The sequence below is a fragment of the Pseudoalteromonas sp. MMG013 genome, from assembly GCF_018100885.1.
Lineage (GTDB): Bacteria > Pseudomonadota > Gammaproteobacteria > Enterobacterales > Alteromonadaceae > Pseudoalteromonas > Pseudoalteromonas aurantia.
In genome coordinates this window covers 115,563-136,804 of record NZ_JAGJEE010000009.1, presented here as the reverse complement: position 1 = coordinate 136,804, position 21,242 = coordinate 115,563, and the positions used below count along the sequence as shown (strand labels likewise).

The following is a 21,242-nucleotide window of genomic DNA, read 5'->3' as shown; positions in this document are numbered from 1 at the left end:
GAATGGGCAATGCGTAAAGCTTGCCTGCTATTTTACAAAAAAAACTAGCTGAGCATTAATCGAGAATAGATATGAATAGTAATATAGAAATGGACTCACAGAACGCAGCCAATAATCGTGAAATGCTGCAAAGTGCTATCTCGCAAAACCGACCGTTGCTAATAAGAAATGCGTTATCATCGGATATCCTGAATTGGCAGGCAGAGGATCTGGTTGCATTAATCGAAAGTGAAAAAGAAGTTCTTTCGCCATTGAGAAGTACACCTTTTGATACAGCCCAGATAGACTTTCAGAGTATTACTCAGCGCCCTGATAGTTTTTGCAATATTATTAAGTCGTGCGTTAATCCCACAGACCCACATTCCGAAATATATGTTCCAGGCTTGAAGCTGCATCTTCTGCCTAAGCTCAAGGAAGTTTCATCTGAACCTGATGTTCTTGCACAAATTAAAAAAGATTTTGCGGAAGTCTTTGTGGGTAGAAATACGCAGTGTGTGGGTCATTTTCACCCTTATTCGGAAGCAATGTTGACACAAATTAGCGGTGAAAAGCATGTTCGACTGTACTCACCTGAGCAATTCAAATCGCTGGCACCTTTTCCTACGCTTTCAAAATATTTCAATCGTAGTTTAATCAATTTCTATCAGCTTAACCGGGATGCTTTTCCCAACAACCAAGGTGTTGATCTTAGTGTGTATCCACAAGTCGGCCAGCTTGAAAGCATTGACTTGATTGTACGTCCAGGAGATGTATTGTTTATCCCCGTACATTGGCTGCATGTCACACAAGGTGCTGGGTGGAACATGTCAATTGCCTACTTTTGGTCTTCTTCATTAAAGAATTGGAAATTAAATTACCCAGCCAGCTTAAGCGCAATTAATGCGCCGATGTACATGATGAGAAGAATTAAACAAGCTGTGTTGTGATGCGTTGTAGTAGAGCCTTAACCTCATAGGGAATAAGCCAGAAGCTTGGCTGTTAGTTTAATCTAACCGACTGAATATAATGATAAAGAATTAAATAAAATGACAGAGCAAGACAGTAGTAGTTTAATTGCCATTGTTGGGATGGCAGGACGTTTTCCGCAAGCAGAAAATTTGCAAGCCTATTGGGAGAACTTAGCCTCGGGGCGTGAGTCTATTGAGCGAAAGGAGCAAAGTAGCGCTGCTCATCACCAGAGTGAAAATAGTAATTTTATCCATGCACATAGCACACTAAATGATATAAAAGCATTTGATGCGGAATTTTTTAACATGACTCCTGCTGATGCAGAGGTGTTAGACCCACAACAACGTATATTTCTAGAATCTTGCTACCACGCCATAGAGGATGCCGGATACACCAATATTGGTGAAGTTGAAGATGTTCGCTGTGGCATTTTTGCGGGCTCAAGTATCAGCACCTACCTTTTGGAAAACCTTTACCCAAATCGTACGTATGTTGATAGAACAGGATTAGCGAAAGTTCTGTGGGGCAATGACAAAGACTACTTAACTACGCTTGTTGCTTATAAGTTGGGCCTAAAGGGTCCTTGTGTGAGCATTAATACTGCATGTTCAACATCATTGGTTGCTGTCAGCCAAGCGTGTTCTAGTTTGTTAAATTATGAAACGGATATGGCGCTCGCTGGTGGGGTGAGAGTTGATCTGGCCATGCGTGAAGGCTATCAATTTGAGCCCGGCAGTATCTTCTCTCCTGACGGTCATTGTCGAGTGTTTGATAAAGATGCTCAAGGGACTATCTTTGCTGATGGATGTGGGGTTGTCGTACTTAAACGGTTAACGGATGCTATTGCAGATAAAGATAATATTCATGCTGTGATTAGTGGGTATGCGATTAACAATGATGGTAATGATAAAGTTGGGTTTAGCGCACCTTCACAAATCGGTCAAACAGAAGTTATTAAAGAAGCGTGGGAACTGGCGGGGATTTCAGGGCAAGACATTTCATATATTGAGGCACATGGGACGGGAACCTTAGTGGGGGATCCGATAGAGGTCGCGGCCTTACAATCTGCATTTGGCGCATCAACATCGCAAAAAGGTTTTTGTGCGCTCGGCTCGGTAAAAAGCAACATCGGACATTGTGGTTCAGCCGCAGGCATAGCAAGTTTGCTCAAAGTAATTTTAGCAATCAAAAATAAACAAATACCAGCATCTGTAAACTTTGTTTCACCTAACCCAGCTATAGACTTCGAAAACTCTGCGCTATTTGTTAATACGGAGCTTCGACAGTGGTCAGATAATAAGCCACGGATCGCTGGAGTGAGTGCATTTGGTATAGGTGGTACCAACTGTCATTTGGTGGTTCAGGAGTATGTGAAACCGCAACAACCGAGCGAAACTATACCCATGATGGCGATGCCTATATCGGCTTATGGTCATGACATACTGAGCGAGTACGCAAAGCGTTTGCAAAATCATTTGCATGAAAAAAGTAACAATGATCTGCACAACGCTGCCTTCACACTTGCATTTGGTCGTTCCATACTCAAAACCCGCGGTGCTCTAGTCCCCTGCCCAAACTCTGGCATAAAACATATCAACAATGAACATCAGACTAATACAGAGTTGGCCAATGATGGTGTTGTGTTTATGTTTCCTGGACAGGGGTGTCAGTATCTAGGAATGGGCATAGCCCTATATAAATACTCACCAGTTTTTAGAAGCAATATAGAGCTGTGTGCACGGCAGTTGAGCACGGTCAGTGACATAGTACTGCTCGATTATTTTTCAGACAGCTCGGTTTCGATTGATCAACAGGCTGTGAATGAAACGAATATAACGCAGCCTCTAATGTTCTGTTTTGAGTATGCACTTGCCAAATTATATATGAGCTGGGGTGTTAAGCCTGTTGCGATGGTTGGTCACTCGTTGGGCGAAATAGTCGCGGCCTGTTTGGCCGGGGTTTGGGATTTAAAAGATGCACTACAGCTGGTGGTGACACGCGCGCAACTCATGCAAAAAACAACCCCAGGAAAAATGTTATCTGTTGCAGCCAGTGCGTCAGATATCCATAGTCACTTACCAAATGGCTGTGAGGTAGTTGCTTACAATGCACCACAAAGGCTTGTGATTGCTGGGCCTGATGCGAAAATCATACAGTTGCAAGCTAATTTGTCTAAGGTAGATATTGCTCACAAACTATTACCAACAACCAGGGCTTTTCATTGTGAGAGTGTGACAGCTATTCTTGAAGCATTACAAACTAGGCTCTCAACCCTCACATTTGGTGATTTGAATCTACCCATTGTGTCAACATTAACTGGTCAGTGGTTGACGCAGACTCAAGCTAAAGATGTTGACTATTGGTTACAACATGCGCGCCAGTCGGTACAGTTTGTTGATGCCATGGAAGTACTTAAAGTGAGCTACCCAAATCATTTGTTTGTTGAGATGGGCCCAGCAGCAGTACTAGGGGAATTGGCCAAGCAAAATGGTATTACTTATTCACAAATATTGGCCTCACAGCAATTCTCGGAACTAAGCCAACACAAACAGTGGTCGCAATTGATGTTGGCACTAGGCCAATGCTGGGTTGCGGGGATTGATATTGATTGGCATAGCGTATACCACCCAATTTCAGCTCAGCGTTGCTCATTACCTAATTATCCATTTAAGCGTACTCAGTTTTGGGTGTCATCAGAACTTGTTGATAGACCTTCACCAAACTGTGCAACACCAAAAGCCTGGGTGCCAGTGATTAAGCAACTTGTAGACGCTTACAACAAGCCAGATGAAGCTGCCCGTTGCCATTTAGTGCTTTCAAAGGGAGATGGATTGGCAAAGTGTATTGTGTCAGCGTTGAAATCAACAGGGCATACAATCATCCACGTTCTATTAGGACAGCAACTTGTTTTGCAAGAAGGCAAGGAATTAGTTGTACGTACAGGGGTGTACAGTGATTTAGCCGCATTGCTTGAGTTTATGACACTGAGCAGAGTAACTGTGCATAGCATTTTCTATGCTCAGCCACTTCAAGGTCATGATGATATGTTGCAGCCATATTTATGCGATATCATGAATATTGCAAAAGTGTTAGATCAAGACAAGCATCACAGCATTAGACAAGTCAAAGTACTCAATTGTCCAGTGAATGCACAAGGTAATCCCTTAGCTAGCACTGCCACCTTTAGGGCGTTAGGCGCGGCGTGTATGGTGCTAGACGAAGAATTACATGATACCTCAGTGACTTGTATTGATGTATGTCATCATGAGGATGAATTGAGTTCTGCTAATTATCAATCCAAACTTGCACATATGCTGGTGGGCCAATCACAGTACACAGTGCAACGATTTAGGTTCGGTATGGCTTGGTCTGAGCGCTTAGAGCCTCATGATCTAGTTCAAGATGCAGGACAACCTATACAAGACCAAGGTCACTATTTGGTAACGGGGGCCAACGGTGAACTGGGTAAACAACTATGTCAGTGGCTATCCAATTCATACAAAGTGCATTTAACTGTATTGTTAAGACACGCACTTCCTGATGATGAACAGTGGCCCGATATGCTTAATGACGAAAGCACGAGTGACGCGAATAAAGTACTGGTGAAATTCCTTTTGGCATTAAAAGCTCAATGTTTGAGCTTGTCTGTTGTATCCAGCTCGGTGGAGTCGCTGGAGTTAACTAATGAGCGACTTGTGTCTCGTTGTAGTGGGCTGCCACTGAATGGAATTTTCCATCTAGCGGGTGTCAAAAGTCAGGAAATTGTCACGGAGAAGTCAGCGGGTAGTTTATCAGCAAGCTTGTCACCTAAAGTTGAGGGCAGCCAAAAGCTGTTAGCGCTGGCTAAACAGCAAGGCTGTGACTTTATGGTGCTGTTTTCATCCATCTCTAGCTTGATAGGTGGCATCGGACAATTCGAATATGCTGCGGCCAACGCTTATATGAATGGATTGAGTACTCAAAGTGAAGGAGAAACGTCTGTTATATCAGTGGTCTGGGATAGGTGGGAGCGTGCTCAAGGCGAGAGTGAGGTATTAGCGCACCTTAAAGCGAATAACCCTCATACCCTTAAAAGTACAGAGGGGTTCGATATGTTATCGCGTATCTTGCAAAGCAAACCCTCAACCCCTATTGTTGTGTCCTCACGTGCCCTATCTGATCATATTGTGGGGCAGCGACGCATATCAGAAGCAGTACCAAGTACTGTTACCCAGTCGGATATCCATGCAACTGAGCAGTTTGATACGACAACTCAGCAAGTTCTGGCTGATATTTGGTGCTCGACCATGCGCCTTTCGAATGTTAAAAAATCTGACGACTTTTTACTTCTCGGTGGAGATTCATTGATTGGACTTAAAGTGTTGGCACAGATTGAAAAGGCATTTGGTGTGAGTATTCCAACAAAAAGGTTTTTAGAGTGTTCTGCTTTTATTGACATGGCGGAAGAAATTGACGCCGTGATGAATAGCAATAATGAGAATGAAGATGAATTTGAAGAAGTGGTTTTTTAACGATGTGTAAAGACAGTTCTATAAGCCCAATGAGTTTTATAGCAAAGGCAAAAATAAGATTCCCTATGCTGTGGTTGTTCATTGTATGGCTCGTTATCCCCTTGGTTATACTGCTAAGTGCTGGTTGGTTGATGTATTTGCAAACGCTACCGAAAGCCATAACCAACTTAGTGTATTCTCAAACTCAGACTATCGAGCTTGCGCGAACTCCAATGGGAGTCACCAATATTTCTGCTAACGCCGAGCTCGGTGCTTACTATGGTTTGGGCTATGCCCATGCACAGGATCGTTTGTGGCAAATGGAGTTCAATAAACGATTGGCTAAGGGTAAATTAAGTGAAGTATTGGGACAAAGCGCGTTAAACTCAGACCGGTTTATTCGCACATTAGGGATAGAAAAAGTCAGTGTACAGGCGTATCAAACGTTGGCAGATAGTACCAAAGAGGTTTTATCTGCCTATTGTGATGGGGTGAACGCTTGGATCGAAACGGATAACTTATTGCCACCAGAGTTTTACATGCTGGATATAACGCCGATGAAGTGTGAGCCTGCCGATGCGATTATGCTCGTCAAGCTGATGGCCTTGGATTTGGGGGCTAACTTTCGCGATGAACTGAGCAATGAGGTATTACTGCAACATCTTGGTGATAGAAAATTCGCGCAGTTATTGGGATTTGATGCGCTGCAAAGTGCAGGTAATAGCGCACATTACGAGCAAGCAATCAACGTGTTATTAAGCAGTGTGGATGAAGTCTTTACAACATCTGGGTGGGGTAAAGAAGGTGTTGGTAGCAATGCTTGGGCTATCTCGGGAGCGTATAGTTTGTCAGGGAAGCCACTTTTGGCTGGCGATCCGCACCTAGGTTTGAGTTTGCCATCTCATTTTTATTTAGCATCGTTAAAAGGTGGTGATTTGATGGTGCAGGGAGCGTCATTACCTGGGATCCCTGTCATTGTTTTTGGTAATAATGAGCACATTGCATGGGCGGGAACCAACCTCGCAGCGGACGTGCAAGATCTATTTAGAGAGGAAGTTGACCAAACTAATCCCATGCAATACAAGGTAGGTGGTCAATGGACTGCTTTTGATACGCGAACAGAAACGGTTTCTATAGCTTCTCCTTTTCCAAGTTTTTTACGCCCAAAAATTGCACCTGTCAGTTGGACTGTAAGAGAAAGCCGTCATGGCCCTATTATCAGTGACTTTATTCATAATGATGGAAGTACGTTAGCGTTGCGCTGGAGTGCACTTGACGCAGAAGATACTACTTTAGAGGCATTATTAGCGCTAAATAAAGCGACAAACTGGTCTAGTTTCAATCAAGCGCTTAGTCAGTTTCATGCACCAGCATTGAACTTTGTGTACTCGGATATTAATGGGAATATTGGGATGACGGTGGCGGGAAATATACCTGCACGTGATTATGATAGCCGATTTATCAATGATGTGTCTGATGCGCATCAATGGCAGGGGTATATTCCTTTTCAGCAATTGCCAAAGACTTATAACCCTGCACAAGGATTTGTTGTTTCTGCAAATAATCAAATACACAGTAATGAGTACCCTAATGTTTTATCCAATAACTGGCAACCTGCTTATCGTGCTGATCGCATTACAGATATGATCACAAATAAAATATCGATGGATCAGAAGATGGATAAGGCGTTCATGGCCGCCATGCAAACAGATACCTACAGCCCTCTAGGGGAAAAAGCACAGTTATTTTTGAATACGCTATCAGGTAAAACACCGCAGCAGCAGGCGTTGTTAGCACACCTCAAGGAGTGGGACTTAGAGGCGTCACTTCAGTCTGTGTCTGCAACGATATTTCGCGCTTGGTATGATGCTTTTACTCAGTTAGTTTTCGAAGATGACCTACAACCAGATCTCACATTTAGCCAAAATGAGAGCATCCTCAGTGCCGCTGTGCAGCGCCCTCGTCCATTACTGATGCAAAGTATCATGTCAGACATGAATCACCCTTGGTGTGATGATATTCGTACGACGAATAATGAAAACTGTGAAGATATCGCACTACAGGCTTTAAATAAAGCGTTTAAAGATTTGCATTTGCACTTTGGTAGTGAAAATGTTGACTCTTGGCATTGGGGGGATATACACAAAGTGGAGTTGCCTCACTTAGGATTTGGTCAACATGAATTTTTGCAGCGAGTCTTTAATGTTTCAGACTCAGCAGATGGTAGTGTTTATAGTGTAAATGTCTCCCAAGGACGCTATCAAAAGGGCATTGGGTATGTGAAATCACTCGGTGCCAGTTATAAGCAAGTTATAGATATGCAAGAACCTTTAGAGGGACTGTTTTCTATAGACGCAGGTCAATCTGGTCATCTATTAAGTGAGCACTATGATGACTTTGTGCGTTTGCATAATAGCGGTACGTTAGTGCCCTTTTCAGCCAGAGAAAAATAAATACACCTTATGAATAAAATAAATATCACGGAAAGTAAATTGAGTGGCATGTTCTATCTAATGTCCTCACTTTACCCTAAACGAGTTTTTTTAACGATTACGCTGGGCGCACTGGCTGGGATTTTCTATGCACTGGTGATCCCGCTGATCATGATGTCAATTAATCAGCAAGAATCATTGTTTGTCACATTTGAAAAAAATGAACCGCTTGTCCTCTGGGCAGCTGAAGTGAATCAGCCAGAATTCTTTTACGCGTTTTTGGGGTTGTGTGCTGTTATTCTCGCGCTAAGAACAACCTCTCAAATGATTTTCAATAAGATAGTGATTCGCTCATCGAGCTACTTGAGGCAGTATATTGTTACTCGTATTAATCAACTACCTTTAGATGCGCTTGAACGAATTGGCCATGATCGTCTAACCGTGGCCTTTACATTTGACTTGCCTAGGATCATGAATGGTGCAGCGGTATACCCGCAAATACTGATTAACCTTGCATCTGTGTTAGGGATTATGATGTTCCTAGCATTTTTGGATATTCGTGTATTTTGGCTAGTTACCAGTGTTGTGATAGGCGGCATTATTTTATACCGCATTCCCACTTTTATTGGTCAATCTTTTTTGAATCGTTCTCGCGATACGTTTGATCATATTCAGAGCAACTTCACGGCCACCCATGCAGGACACAAAGAGCTTAAATTAAACAGAGAAAAAAGACTGGAACTAGAAAGGCTTAACAGTGAAGTTTTTGAGAGTAACTTTGTTAATAAGCAGGTAAAAGGCCAGGCGCTTATCATTGCTGCTAACAACGCTGGAGGTATGATTAACTTTCTGATCATAGCCTTTGCAACGTTTATCCTAGCTGACCAAATTGCATTGTCTAATGAAAGTTTAATCAGTACGGTGATGGCAATTTTATACTTGTCCGCGCCGCTTAACTCAATTATGAACCTGATCACGCCGCTGACGGTGGGAATGGTTTCGTTAAGGAAATTACAACATTTACTTAAAGAAATGCCGTTAGAAGCACAAGGGCTAAAGCCAAATATTGAAGAGTTTGACAGTATCACACTTGATAAAGTTGGCTATCGTTATGGCGATCAAGATGGATTTCAAGTTGGCCCTGTCAATGTGACCTTGAAAGCGGGTGAAATTGCGGTGATCACAGGCGGCAATGGATCTGGTAAATCAACCATATCAAAAGTGATATCGTGTCAATATCGTCCAAGTGGTGGTGCTATCTATTTTGGAAAGACCAAAGTGGATGCCCAAAATATAGATACGGCGCGAAGTCATATTAGTACGGTATTCACAGATTTCTATTTATTTCAGCGTTTGTTTATAGCGTCAGATGAACATCTTAAGCGAGCACAATATTATTTAGATAAATTAGGGCTCAAAGATAAAGTTTCCATCGAGAATGGGTGCTACTCAACGATAAAGCTCTCTGATGGACAAAAGAAAAGGCTCGCCCTAATAAACTGCTTTTTGGAAGATCGGAAAATATGCTTGTTTGATGAGTGGGCAGCTGATCAAGATCCATATTTCAGAAAGTACTTTTATACGGAGATCCTTCCTGAACTGAAGAATATGGGGAAAATCGTTGTCATTGTTAGTCATGACGATAAGTACTTCGATATCGCCGATCAGCTGATAAGGATGGAAGACGGGCAATTGATTAACCTATCTAATACGATGCCAGACATGGAACCAGAAGCAGTGAGCTAAATATGAGGAGTGTTGTTTGTCTTTGAGATTGGTGCAACGCTCTTTTTTACTTTAATAGTTTATCAATATGTTAATATTGAGAAAATACTAATCCATTGAAGTTCAATGGTTATATAAAATTTGAAACCAAGCTGTTTATGTAGTGGTGTTCTTGATGTGTCACTTTTCATCAATGAAACCTGCTGCATGGCTCTTTGAGCAATATAAGAAGTTAAGGAAATAACTATCATGCATACCGATGACACTCCATGTGCTTACGTCCCAACAACGATTTATGATTATGTAAGCTTGCATGCGATAGCAACCCCTTCAACGCTAGCATATGAGTTTGTTAAAGATAATGGCCAAGTAGAGCTACTAAACTATGCACAGTTGAATAACAACATAAAAAATATTGCTCAATTTCTTAGTGAGCGGACACAAAAAGGCGATCGCGTTGTATTGATGTTTCAGCCTGGCCTGGAATTTATTCAAGCGTTTTTTGCTTGTTTGTATGTTGGTCTAGTGGCTGTGCCAGTTTATCCACCAAGTGGCCGTAAAGAAGATTGGATGAAACTCTCTACGATAGCCAAAGACTCTGGTGCGTCAATGTTTGTCTTAGATAAGCATAATCAAGAACAAGCAAATAAATGGTTATCAGAAGAAAGCTGGTTCGTGAACAGAAACTTTGACATTGATGAAGGCTTGCGAACAGATTGGGTTGATGTTCAAGCGGTTCAAAGTAGTTTGAACGAACTGGCATTCCTACAGTACACCTCAGGCTCTACAGGTGATCCAAAAGGTGTGATGGTAAGTCATGGGAACTTGCTAGCGAATCAACAGTTCATTAAAGAAAAGTTTGCTCATGACAGCTCTACCACTGTTGCTGGATGGTTACCGCAATATCATGATATGGGCTTGATCGGTAATATTTTGCAACCAATTTACTTAGGCACTAGTGCTGTGCTTATGTCACCAGCCGCTTTTTTACAAAACCCAATTCGTTGGTTGGAATTAATCTCGAGCCGGAAAATCTCCACAAGTGGTGGACCAAACTTTGCTTACCAAGTTTGTGCTGAGCGTATCACAGAGCAACAGAAGCAAAGTTTAGACTTATCATCTTGGAAAGTAGCATTTAATGGTGCTGAGCCAATCAATCCTAAAACTTTGGCACTATTTAGCGAAGCTTTTGCGGAATGTGGATTTTCTCCACGGGCGTTTTACCCTTGCTATGGGCTTGCTGAGTCTACCTTATTAACAACTGGTGGGGAGGCTTCAGCGTTACCGATAGAAGTGACGGTGTGTGTAAATGCGCTTAAAAATAATCAAGCAGTAGAAGTGTCTAGTGATTCACCTGATGCGGTGACGGTTGTTGGCTGTGGTTCTATCTTAGATTCAGAGGCCTGCGTGGTTAATTATCAAACACAGCAGCTATGCACGGAAGGAAGTGTTGGCGAAATTTGGCTAAGAGGAGATAGCACGACACTAGGGTATTGGAATCGCAGCGAATTGAACGAGCAGGCATATAACGCTAAATTAGCGGAAAGCTCTGAAGCATATATGCGAACCGGTGATTTGGGCTTCGTTTTGCGAGGACAGCTCTTTATCACAGGGCGCTTGAAAGATTTGATTATTATCCGAGGTAAAAACTATTACCCTCAAGATATTGAGTTTGCTGTTCAGCAAGCAGTACGAGAACTTAATATCTCAAGTGGCGCCTGCTTCAGCGTTAATATCGATGGTACTGAACAATTAGTACTGGTAAATGAAATAAAACGTACGGAGCTTCGCAAATTAGATAAAGAAGCCTGTGTACAGCGTATAAAACTTGCGATTCGTCGAGCTTGTGGATTGAGTCTACATGATGTTGTATTGACGCGACCAAATAGAGTATTGAAAACGTCGAGTGGCAAAATTCGCCGCCGTGAATGTAAAAAAAGATACTTAGCTGATGATATTGAATATATTTATCGAGACAGGCAGAGCAGTGTTGAATCTGTTTCTGAGCAGGTGCCAGCCAATCAAGATCAATCTGACATACTTCAACGGATAATTTCAATATTGGCGCAGGTTTTGGATATCAGCCCGAAGGCACTCGATCACACTATGAGTATCAGTAGCCTAGGTGTTGACTCTATTACCGCGGTTCAGCTACAAGGGCAATTTGAAAAGCAGCTAGGGTTGTCTTTACAGCTAACGGACATTTTGTACGGCATTACAATACAAGAGTGCGAACAAATGTTGATTAACCAGCCTCAGCGAGTACACTCTAAGCAGGTTCAACTCTTTGACAAAGTCCACCAATTAACTGATAGCCAGCTCAACTTTTGGAAATTGCAACATATCCATGAACAAGAGGGCATTTACAATATTTCTGTTCCGTTTGAGATCAACACAGGGATAGACCCAACACGGCTGCGTAATGCTGTTGCGGCTTTACTAAAGAGACACCGTATTCTCAATGCCACTTATCCTGAAGTAGACGGTCAGCCTGTTGAACGTATCATAGATGACCATCTTCCTTTAACCGTCACCGATGCCACGACTTGGGATGAAGATGCGCTGAAAAGTACGGTGCGTGAGGAAGCCAGAAAGCCATTTAATTTAGCCTGTGAGCCTGTACTTAGAATCCATTGCTTTTTAAATTCTAATCATAGCTCTTTACTCCATTGTGTATTACATCATATTGCTGGGGACTTTTGGTCAGTACTTGTGTTGATCAAAGAGCTACTTGAGCTTTATGAGAATGCAGGGCTTGAGAGTAACACAATACAATACAACGAATTGATGTTATCTCAAGAACATTGGCACGATCAAGGACTACCAAATGCAACTGATTTTCCAATCTGGACAAGTAAAGTCGGTGGTAAGCTAAATTCTGTGCCTTTACCTGTAGATTTTGCTCGACCTGCAAATTTTAACTTTCAAGGAAAAACTGCGCATTTCAAACTGGAAGATATTGATTTAGTAGCGATAAATACATATTGCCAAACAAAAGGTACGACCTTCTTTAATTACTTATTGGCTATTTTTCAACTGCTGATGCACAAATATACGCATGCAGACAAGTTTGTCTTGGGAACTCCTGTTTCAAGGCGTCAAGGGGTTGAAAGCGAGAATGTGATTGGCTGTTTTGTCGACGTTAAACTTGTACCGTTTAACTATGAAGCTGAGCAAACGTTTACGGCCTACGTAGCAGAGTTAACAGCACTGATGAAGGAACTGTTAACTCACCGCCATGTTACAACTTCTCGCATGATGGAGTCGTTTTGTGAACCGTTGGATAGGTCGGCTGATCAGCTATTCCCTAATGTTCGCTTTGTATTGCATAAAGCGCATACCCTCAAAGGGGCTGAAGCATTTGTCAGTGGGCGTGGTAATCTGCAATTTGGTAATTTCAACCTTTGTCCATACCCCTTAGAGAATGATATGGCACAAACAGACTTACTATTTACGGTCTGCGAGGTTGATGGCCAGTTGAATGTATCGATTAATTACAATACATCCTTATTCAGTAAGGAACGTATTGAGATGTTAGCCACTTTATACCAGTCTATGCTTAACTACTGTACTTCCAATATCAACGTGAAGTTGAGCGAAGTACCGTTACTGTCTAGTGACTTTCATAATGTGGTTGAGCCGGCTTTAGAAAGCGGCCAACAAAGAACGCATGATGTACAAGGTGTACATCAATTATTTGAACAACAAGCAGTGGCTAATCCAATGCAGATAGCTGTTCAACAGGAGCAGCAACAAATTTCGTATGGTTGTTTAAATGACAAGGCAAACCAACTAAGTCACTATCTCATTGCTCAAGGCGTCTGCAAAGGGGATATATTGGCGTTATATTTCCCGCGCGATATTGATATGGTTGTTGCTTTCTTGGCGGTGCTAAAAGCAGGTGCCACAGCGCTATTTTTTGATCCATCCATACCGATGGAACGCCGTAAATATATGCTTAGCACTTGTAAACCAACATGCGTTTTAACGAATGATCAAGTACTGGAGTGGGCCTCTGAATATCGGCAGATCAGCGTCGGTGAACTTTCGTTGTCACAATACTCATGTGACAATGTTAATAGCAAAATATGTGACGAAGATGTTGCTTATCTATTGTTTACGTCAGGGTCTACCGGTCAGCCAAAAGCGGTAAAAGGCTTACATCGTGGTTTAATCAATCGCACTGTGTGGATGCGAGATGAATTCTCACTCACAGTGGAAGATAAGTTATTACACTGTACCCCCATGAACTATGTACGTGGCGAGCGAGAGTTAATATTTGCTTTGAGCTGTGGTGCAACACTCACTTTTGCGAATGCACAAGCGCTGAATCAACCAAAGCTATTGCTGGATGCCATAGTGCAAAGAGGCGTTACTTTTACAGCCTCCTCACCTTCGCTGTTGGAAATGATTTTAAGAACGCATGGGGATATATTCAGAACAATAACAACTCTTAAACACTGGTTTATTGGTGCAGATGTGTTAAAAGGCGAGTTAGTTAAGTCAATTCAGCAACATCAACCATCATTGCAGCTCACTTATTTTTATGGGTCTACAGAAATAAGCTCTGATGTCAGTTATTTCAAAGTGCCGCAGGAGTATGTGCCCCAAAATGCCAATGTCCAAGTCGGTCAGCCGCTATATAACACGCAGTTACTTATTACGGATGCAGAGGGTAAGCATCCATTACCTAGAGGTGTTTTAGGAGAGCTTTATGTGAGTGGTGCCAACTTGTCAGGCGGATACTTCATGGCCGAGGAGTTGACCCGCGAGCAGTTCGTTCAGCTGGCATGTGGCGGTTCTCAAACCTGGTATCGTACTGGGGATATGGCGATGATAGATATGAACGGCGATTTAAGAGTCATTGGTCGTGCAGGAACGCAGGTCAATATTCGTGGCCATAGAATTGATATTGCCGAAGTGGAAGCGTCACTATTAAGTCACCCTGACATCGTACAAGCCGTTGTTAAAGTAGATATATTAGCAAATGAAGAGATGGCATTAGTTGGCTACGTGGTGGCTAATAAGGTAAATATTGAGCTTGAGCTTAAGCAATTTTTACAACAGCTTTTGCCAAATTATATGCAGCCTGCGTTTATTGTCAGAGTTGACGAGATGCCTGTAACTGAGCTTGGTAAGATTGATAGAAGCAAACTACCGAAAGTGAGTTCTGTTGGAGACTTAAAACGACAGGTTGAAAAGCCGAGTAATCACTATGAGCAACTTTTACTGAGAGTGTGGGCACAAGTCAACCAAGTTGAAGAGTCGGCAGTTGATGTGAATGATGGCTTCTTTGAATTAGGGGGCAACTCTGTGTTGTTAACCAAAATGTATGCAAGGCTTCAGCAAGAGTTGTCTGATAAATCAATAGCATTAACAGATCTGTATAAGCACAGTAGCATTCGTAAGTTAGCTGCTCATTTAGCATCGGAAGTTCAAATAGATCAGAATAGCGCTGCACAATCACGAGCAGATAAAAGGAAGAACTCGCTACGTAGAATAAATAAAGGAAAGCGATAATCCACAACCGTTTGTGATGCTTACTTGCGTAGGCATCATGTTTTTAAGTTTTTTTATAAGAAAAAATAATGCAACCAGTATTCAATAGACCTCAACAGAATCATAAAAAGTGCAGCCGCTGGTTAGTTAGGAAGTCCAACAACGCCTATGCGCCGATGCGACTTTTTTGTTTTCCCTATTCAGGCGGTAGTGCAACGTTATATAAAAGTTGGCAAGCGCATTTACCCATCTCTTGGGAAGTAATTGGTATTGAACCGCCTGGGCGTGGTTGCAGACTAATGGAGCCAGCACACAGGCATATGGATAGTTTAATTAATGAGCTTGTGGACGAAATCTCTGGATTACTTGATGTGCCATTTGCATTTTTTGGCCATAGTAATGGGGCTTTGGTAGCGTTCGAATTGGCTCGTGAGTTACAAAGAAGGTGTTTACCGATACCGAAATTGGTCATGTTATCCGCAAAAAATGCGCCGCATATCGAACAGCAAGAAGGGATACATAAATTACCCAAAGAAGCGTTGATTGAACGCTTAAAGCAATATAACGGTACGCCTGAAATTCTATGGGAAAATGAAGAGCTTATGGAGCTTGTGTTACCGTCCATAAGAGCAGACTTTAGTGTGGGTGAAACCTTTGAATGCAAAGCCGATCTGCTGCTTGAGCAAAAAGTTGTTGTTTTCTCTGGAGATAGTGACCCTTTTGTCGATGTTCATCGTTTGAATGAATGGCAGCAGTACACCACGTCAGTACCCGATGTTAACGTGCTCAAAGGTGATCATTTTTATTTTAATCACGACTTGCAACAATTAACACGCCATATTGGCCACCATTTGGATATGATCACAATTTAAAAGGAATTCGCTTTGTTAACTCAGCAAGAGATTAATCAATATCTTGGTTCATTGGCAGAGGGGCATCCTACTTTGGGACGTGAAGACCCATTTTTAGCAAAGTTCGAAGCATACCTTGCGAATACTCTCCCTAAACGTAAAACATTAGGACAGATTGTAATTGTCATTGGGACTGGGCGGTGTGGTTCAACCAGCATCGCAGGTGCGTTGAAAATGGCTCTACCTGATAGCTTAATGAGTCATGAAAGGCCGCCTTTAATACACTGGAATGACTGCGATAAAAGAGTTGAGTTTCATATAGAATTTATGCGAATTGCACGCAGGTATTACGCCTATGTTGGAGATGTATCCCATTGGTGGCTGCCTCACTTAGATACAGTTGAAAATGCTCTAGGCAGTATCAAGGTGATATTTTTGAAACGCGGGTATAAGGCGACACTTGAATCATTCGTGAAACTTAAGAATGAACGCTCTACGCCATTTAATCATTGGATAGATCATGCTGGTCGAGGTTGGTCCCAAGACCCTTGGGACCCTTGTTACCCCACTTTATTAAAATCACATCATGTTATGAATTACGATGATAAGCAGTATAAAGACGAGTTAACTAGGTTCTGTATTGCACAATATATCACGAGCTATCACCTAAGCGCACAACGATATATTAATCAACAGAATGGCCTGACATTGGAACTGGAGTATTTGTTCAGTGAGCAAAGCGGTCGATTATTGAGTCAGTACTTAGGGTATGAAAAAGCGCTATATTGGCAACCTACACACTTAAATCAAAATGCAAGCACTGAACATTCGGCAAATATGCTCTTATTTGCATAGTGTTATATTTTCAAGGTGGGTTAATCATATAAAATTTGCGTTCCTTGGCGCTTTTACGGTGCGAGCATGTTTAAGGCGTGCTTCATTACACCAAAAGAACACATCATACTAAATTGTGGTTACATAGTTCAGGGCCATTGAGAATGACATTTAAAGTATTGCAACCCATAGCGAAGTACAGACGAAAAGCTGCTATTACGCTTAGAGCAGCGACCAAGTATATTTGATATTAAATTACAATGCTGCTTATAGAAATACGAGTATAGCGGTCGGTGAGGCTAATCACTGCTGCTATCATACAGTACATAGAAGTAAAAAAGAAACTCATGTAACTACGATGCTGTCCTCACATTTTTTATTTAGATATATGTTTGAGCTTATGGTTTTCTGCACCGCGTTATTTCAAATGTATTCAATTCACAACACGATGCTCTCTTTAGAGTACCGATTTAAAAATAATATTATTATTAATGCGCGTTTCTAGTAATGGAACGTTTGGCTCAGCCTTTTTTACCATGTTTTTGTCAAAAATCACGACTGGCTATCTATAAGGCCATTAAACTAAGCTTGTTTGCCGCTTATATTATCGGGAAAATGTAACAAAGAAATGGCTTTAAAAACGCTTTATAGATCCAATATATGACGTAATGGGTCTATTTTTATTATTTTTTATTTGTTAATAATCAAAAGAGGGATACGTATTATAGCAATTAAGGGGTGGCCCGCGTATGTAGTAGTAATCTTAAAGTATTGCGTATTTCGTAAAACTTGAAATTCCCGTATCGTGTTTTTTGAGATTTGCCTATTGAAAAATTAGTCTTTATTTACAGTTTCTTACCGTGTAGTATTAAATTAATAATATTTTTTTATGTATAGATAAGCATTGCATAAAATTATACTTTCGGCTTTAAAATGTCGAATATAGCTGGTGTCGGCAGGTATCGTTTAACGATGCCCACTTCATTGTGTAATGTTGCACAATAATAATAAGTATCTGGCTTGAGTAAGTAGTCACTTCATATCTGACTTAATTCGGTAGGAGAAATTGCTTACTGCAACTACAGCTAGCACGGATTTTTTAATGGATTCTAAAATGCTACTGCTTGCCAGAATAATTTATAACAAGAGAGTATTGGTTTGCAAAAAGATAGCCTTCATATTATGGAAAATGGGAAAAGTCAGAATGAAAGAGATATTCTTGAAGACAGAAGTAAGTTGGTCGAATATAAGAGCGATGATTTTAAAGTAGAAGATGTCTGTACTTCACTGCAAAATGATTCAGTAGTCATAATAAGGAATGTAGATAAAGAACAAGCTGATGAGTTAATGCTTACTATCGCTAAAAAATTCGAATTAGGTGATCAACTTAAATTACAGTCTGGTTTTGCCACTCTTAGGGAAATAAGAGATAACGTTGGTAAATACTTTATGACTTCCAACCCTCGAACTGATTATCAAGTTATTCCACCTCACTGCGAAAGCTCCCGATTTTCCGACATGCAACTGGCTTCATTTTACTGTCACGAAAATGATGTGATTGGTGGGGAAACGATCCTACTACATCTTGACCCCAATTCACCTTGCTGGGAGTTTCTTAAAGAACGAGGTGTTAGGATCAAGTATGGGGATAAAAAGCTAACGACGAATGAAATTGCTAAAGCACGAGCAATGTTATCTATTGATCCTGAAAAAGATGTGTTATTAGAGTCAGATATAGTCCTAGAAGAGCACTCAATTCCAGGTACTGATGCTAAGTTTTATGACGCATTAGCTCAAGCAAGAAAGTCTTACTCGAAAATCCTATCTAAAGATGTACATACCTACTGGGCAAATATGGCAGGTGTTGACTTCGATGCGTTTGATGAATACCTGAGACTCTTAAAACAGTGGGGACTATTCCGCTACCCTCCGAGCGACATGAAGAGCGAGCAGATGGATCCAGTAAGAGAAAAGCGGGTCTATCGTTCTGGTTTAGACTTCTCTCAATTGTTTTCAAGCAAATTGACGATTGACTTAAAGCCAGGTGATTTTGTGATTCAAAACAACATGACATGGACGCATTCATCAAATAATTACGAGCCTAGTTCAGGTAAGAGAAATATAGCCGTTGCGTTTGCGTAGTTGCTATGTAAATCAAAACTACAGTCGCCTCTCTTTAGCTTTATAAGCGGGTATTGTCTGTAGTTCTTCATTTACGCCAATTGTATTTTCTAACTGGACTTGGAGGGTATAATTGATAAGGAAAATTAAACATTATGTTAGACGACAATATAATAATAAAACCACATCAAAAACATCAACTCGTTGCCATCGAAAATTTAGATCAGAGTCATTTGGATGACCCGAAAATAGTTCAGGTAGTCGATTGGGTTCATGAGTATTTAGCAAAGCCCCATAAAGATTTAGGCAGAAGTGGTGCTGTTTGCCCATTTGTACCATTTTCTCTTAAATCGAATTCAATTTATCTTGCCAAAATAGAGCAGGAGCTGTTGGATACATGCAGCATGTCAAAAATCATCAAAGAGTTTGGTGATTTATTCGTGCAAAAAAGCGGAAGTAATCAAAATAGAAATTTGAATAATGCGTTTATTGTCGTGTTTACATCGTTAGGACGAGATCAAACCCATTTAGTGGATGAAGTACAAAATGCGTTAAAACCATATTTTGTTGAACAAGGGCTAATGTTGGGTGAGTTTCACTCCAAAAACGAAGGCTCTGGGCTGAGAAATCCAAATTTCAAACCGTTGCGCAGTCCAGTACCTCTGTTAGCTATCAGGCATATGGTAGATTCGGATCTGCCGTTTATGATGTCTCCAAAATATTTAATTGAAGAACGTATATTGTTCTTGCGTTCTTATCTACGAAACCTCAAAGGTGAATTAAACGATGTTCAGTTCACAAAATCCTTAGATATGCTAATTAGTTTAGAAATAGAACTCGATGCTTCAATGTCAACTAAGTTTGCAGAAGTAATGGAAAGCCAAACTTGTAAACATGCAATGGGTTTGTGTGCTTCAAAGAAGGAATACTAAATGAGTGACCGTATTGCTATTGTGGGTGGGGGATTATCTGGTTCTTTATTGGCACTGTCTCTAGCGCAGCAAGGCTTAGAGGTTGATGTCTATGAAAAAAGATCAGACCCAAGGATAAATCGTGAGGAGGCTGGACGTTCGATTAACCTTGGTTTGTCGAAGCGTGGTATGGAAGCTCTTAAACGAGTAGGCCTGCTCGATACGGTGCTAGAGCGTGCTGTTGTGATGAAAGGCCGGGTGATTCATAGCCCTGATGGGGAAGCCATATTTCAGGCATATGGTAATAACAGCAAGCAGGTTTTACATTCCATTGATCGCAATGAGTTAAATCGATTGTTATTGGACAAGGCAGATCAGTCCGAAAAGGTTACATTGCATTTTAATCACCGGTTTGTAAAAGCCAATAAAGATGCAAGAACGATTGAAATAGAATTAGACAGCCAAATCAAAGTCATTAAACACAAATGGGTGATTGGTGCTGACGGGGCCTTTTCAAACGTACGTAAAGAGATGCAAAGAGGTGAGCGAGCGAGTTATCAGCAAGAGTTTTTAGAGTGGGGTTACAAAGAACTCTCTCTACCGGCCAAAGATGATAGCACTTCGCTCATTCAATTAGATGCACTGCATATTTGGCCTAGAGAACATGGCTTGATTGTCTCTCACCCTAATCTTGACGGTACGCACACTTTATCTGTTTTTATGCCATTTGTTGGTGAATTTAGTTTTGAAAAGGTGTCTACAAAGAAAGAAGTGGAAAACTTCTTTAATACGCATTTCTGTGACCTAGTGAGTATGTTACCAAGCTTAGTTGAAGAGTGGGAACGTAATGCAGTAGGCTCATTAATCACCACAAAAACGAGTCAGTGGTATTACAAAGATTGGATGGTGTTAGTCGGTGATGCCTGTCATGCACAATACCCATTCTATGGCCAAGGAATGAACTCTGCATTTGAAGATTGCTGTGTGTTGCTAGACTCACTCCAAGCAACTCAATTTGACCTTTCTAACGCATTTAAAGGCTATGAATCTTTAAGACGTCCGCATACGGATGTGTTAGCTCAGCTATCGAAAGAAAACTTTACTGAACTAAAAGATAAAGTAAAGTCTCCTATCTTCTTAATGCGCAAGAAGTTAGATCTAATTCTAAATAAATTATTCCCTGAACATTGGCTACCAATGTACACCATGATTGCGCACACAACTGTGCCATATAAGCAGGCGTTAGTACGCTCAATAAAACAAAACAGGATAATAAACTCAGTAGCAGCATGTATAGCAGTTGCAACTACTATGGTTTTATTTAGTCTGATTTTCTCTCTAATTTAAATCAACTAAAAGTACCTTCTGAGTGCGCCAATAATGGCTAACTTTGCGCTATCAGCTGCAAAGTAAAATAAAAACAGCGATCAA

At 41.2% G+C, this 21,242-nt stretch carries 10 protein-coding genes; all 10 read left to right on the top strand.

Annotated features, from left to right (window positions below):
* Positions 1-71: 71 nt before the first annotated feature.
* The 10 genes from J8L98_RS11040 to J8L98_RS10995 all read left to right on the top strand — a co-directional run bounded on the left by J8L98_RS11040 (position 72) and on the right by J8L98_RS10995 (position 21,158).
* Complete coding sequence (locus J8L98_RS11040; protein WP_210996456.1) at positions 72-926, top strand: cupin-like domain-containing protein; 855 nt, start codon at positions 72-74, stop codon at positions 924-926.
* Between the two features lie 99 nt (positions 927-1,025).
* Positions 1,026-5,459 carry a type I polyketide synthase gene (locus J8L98_RS11035; RefSeq protein WP_210996455.1) on the top strand — a complete coding sequence of 1,478 codons (4,434 nt, stop codon included), beginning with the start codon at positions 1,026-1,028 and terminating at the stop codon, positions 5,457-5,459.
* A gap of 65 nt (positions 5,460-5,524) precedes the next feature.
* Positions 5,525-7,891, top strand: coding sequence for a penicillin acylase family protein (locus J8L98_RS11030; protein WP_210996454.1), 2,367 nt, complete (start codon positions 5,525-5,527; stop codon positions 7,889-7,891).
* Between the two features lie 9 nt (positions 7,892-7,900).
* Positions 7,901-9,616 carry a cyclic peptide export ABC transporter gene (locus tag J8L98_RS11025; RefSeq protein WP_210996453.1) on the top strand — a complete coding sequence of 572 codons (1,716 nt, stop codon included), beginning with the start codon at positions 7,901-7,903 and terminating at the stop codon, positions 9,614-9,616.
* Positions 9,617-9,844: 228 nt separating this feature from the next.
* A complete protein-coding gene (locus J8L98_RS11020; protein WP_210996452.1) occupies positions 9,845-15,115 on the top strand; it encodes a non-ribosomal peptide synthetase in 5,271 nt (1,756 codons plus the stop codon).
* A gap of 68 nt (positions 15,116-15,183) precedes the next feature.
* Entirely contained in the window at positions 15,184-15,966 is a 783-nt protein-coding gene (locus J8L98_RS11015) for a thioesterase (protein WP_210996451.1), read from the top strand.
* A gap of 12 nt (positions 15,967-15,978) precedes the next feature.
* A complete protein-coding gene (locus J8L98_RS11010) occupies positions 15,979-16,800 on the top strand; it encodes a hypothetical protein (RefSeq protein ID WP_210996450.1) in 822 nt (273 codons plus the stop codon).
* Positions 16,801-17,937: 1,137 nt separating this feature from the next.
* On the top strand, positions 17,938-18,921 hold the full coding sequence (locus J8L98_RS11005; protein WP_210996449.1) for a hypothetical protein: 984 nt from the start codon (positions 17,938-17,940) through the stop codon (positions 18,919-18,921).
* Between the two features lie 134 nt (positions 18,922-19,055).
* A complete protein-coding gene (locus J8L98_RS11000) occupies positions 19,056-19,832 on the top strand; it encodes a DUF6875 domain-containing protein (RefSeq protein WP_210996448.1) in 777 nt (258 codons plus the stop codon).
* Positions 19,833-21,158, top strand: a complete 1,326-nt coding sequence (locus J8L98_RS10995; protein WP_210996447.1) for an NAD(P)/FAD-dependent oxidoreductase — start codon at positions 19,833-19,835, stop codon at positions 21,156-21,158. It abuts the gene before it with no gap.
* The last annotated feature ends 84 nt before the right edge of the window (positions 21,159-21,242 follow it).

Excerpts from the sequence above, each read along its gene's own strand:
- J8L98_RS11035 (WP_210996455.1), top strand. The coding sequence starts at position 1,026 with ATGACAGAGCAAGACAGTAGTAGTTTAATTGCCATTGTTGGGATGGCA.
- J8L98_RS11015 (WP_210996451.1), top strand. The coding sequence starts at position 15,184 with ATGCAACCAGTATTCAATAGACCTCAACAGAATCATAAAAAGTGCAGC.
- J8L98_RS11025 (WP_210996453.1), top strand. The coding sequence starts at position 7,901 with ATGAATAAAATAAATATCACGGAAAGTAAATTGAGTGGCATGTTCTAT.
- J8L98_RS11040 (WP_210996456.1), top strand. The coding sequence starts at position 72 with ATGAATAGTAATATAGAAATGGACTCACAGAACGCAGCCAATAATCGT.
- J8L98_RS11020 (WP_210996452.1), top strand. The coding sequence starts at position 9,845 with ATGCATACCGATGACACTCCATGTGCTTACGTCCCAACAACGATTTAT.
- J8L98_RS11030 (WP_210996454.1), top strand. The coding sequence starts at position 5,525 with ATGCTGTGGTTGTTCATTGTATGGCTCGTTATCCCCTTGGTTATACTG.
- J8L98_RS11000 (WP_210996448.1), top strand. The coding sequence starts at position 19,056 with ATGTTAGACGACAATATAATAATAAAACCACATCAAAAACATCAACTC.
- J8L98_RS10995 (WP_210996447.1), top strand. The coding sequence starts at position 19,833 with ATGAGTGACCGTATTGCTATTGTGGGTGGGGGATTATCTGGTTCTTTA.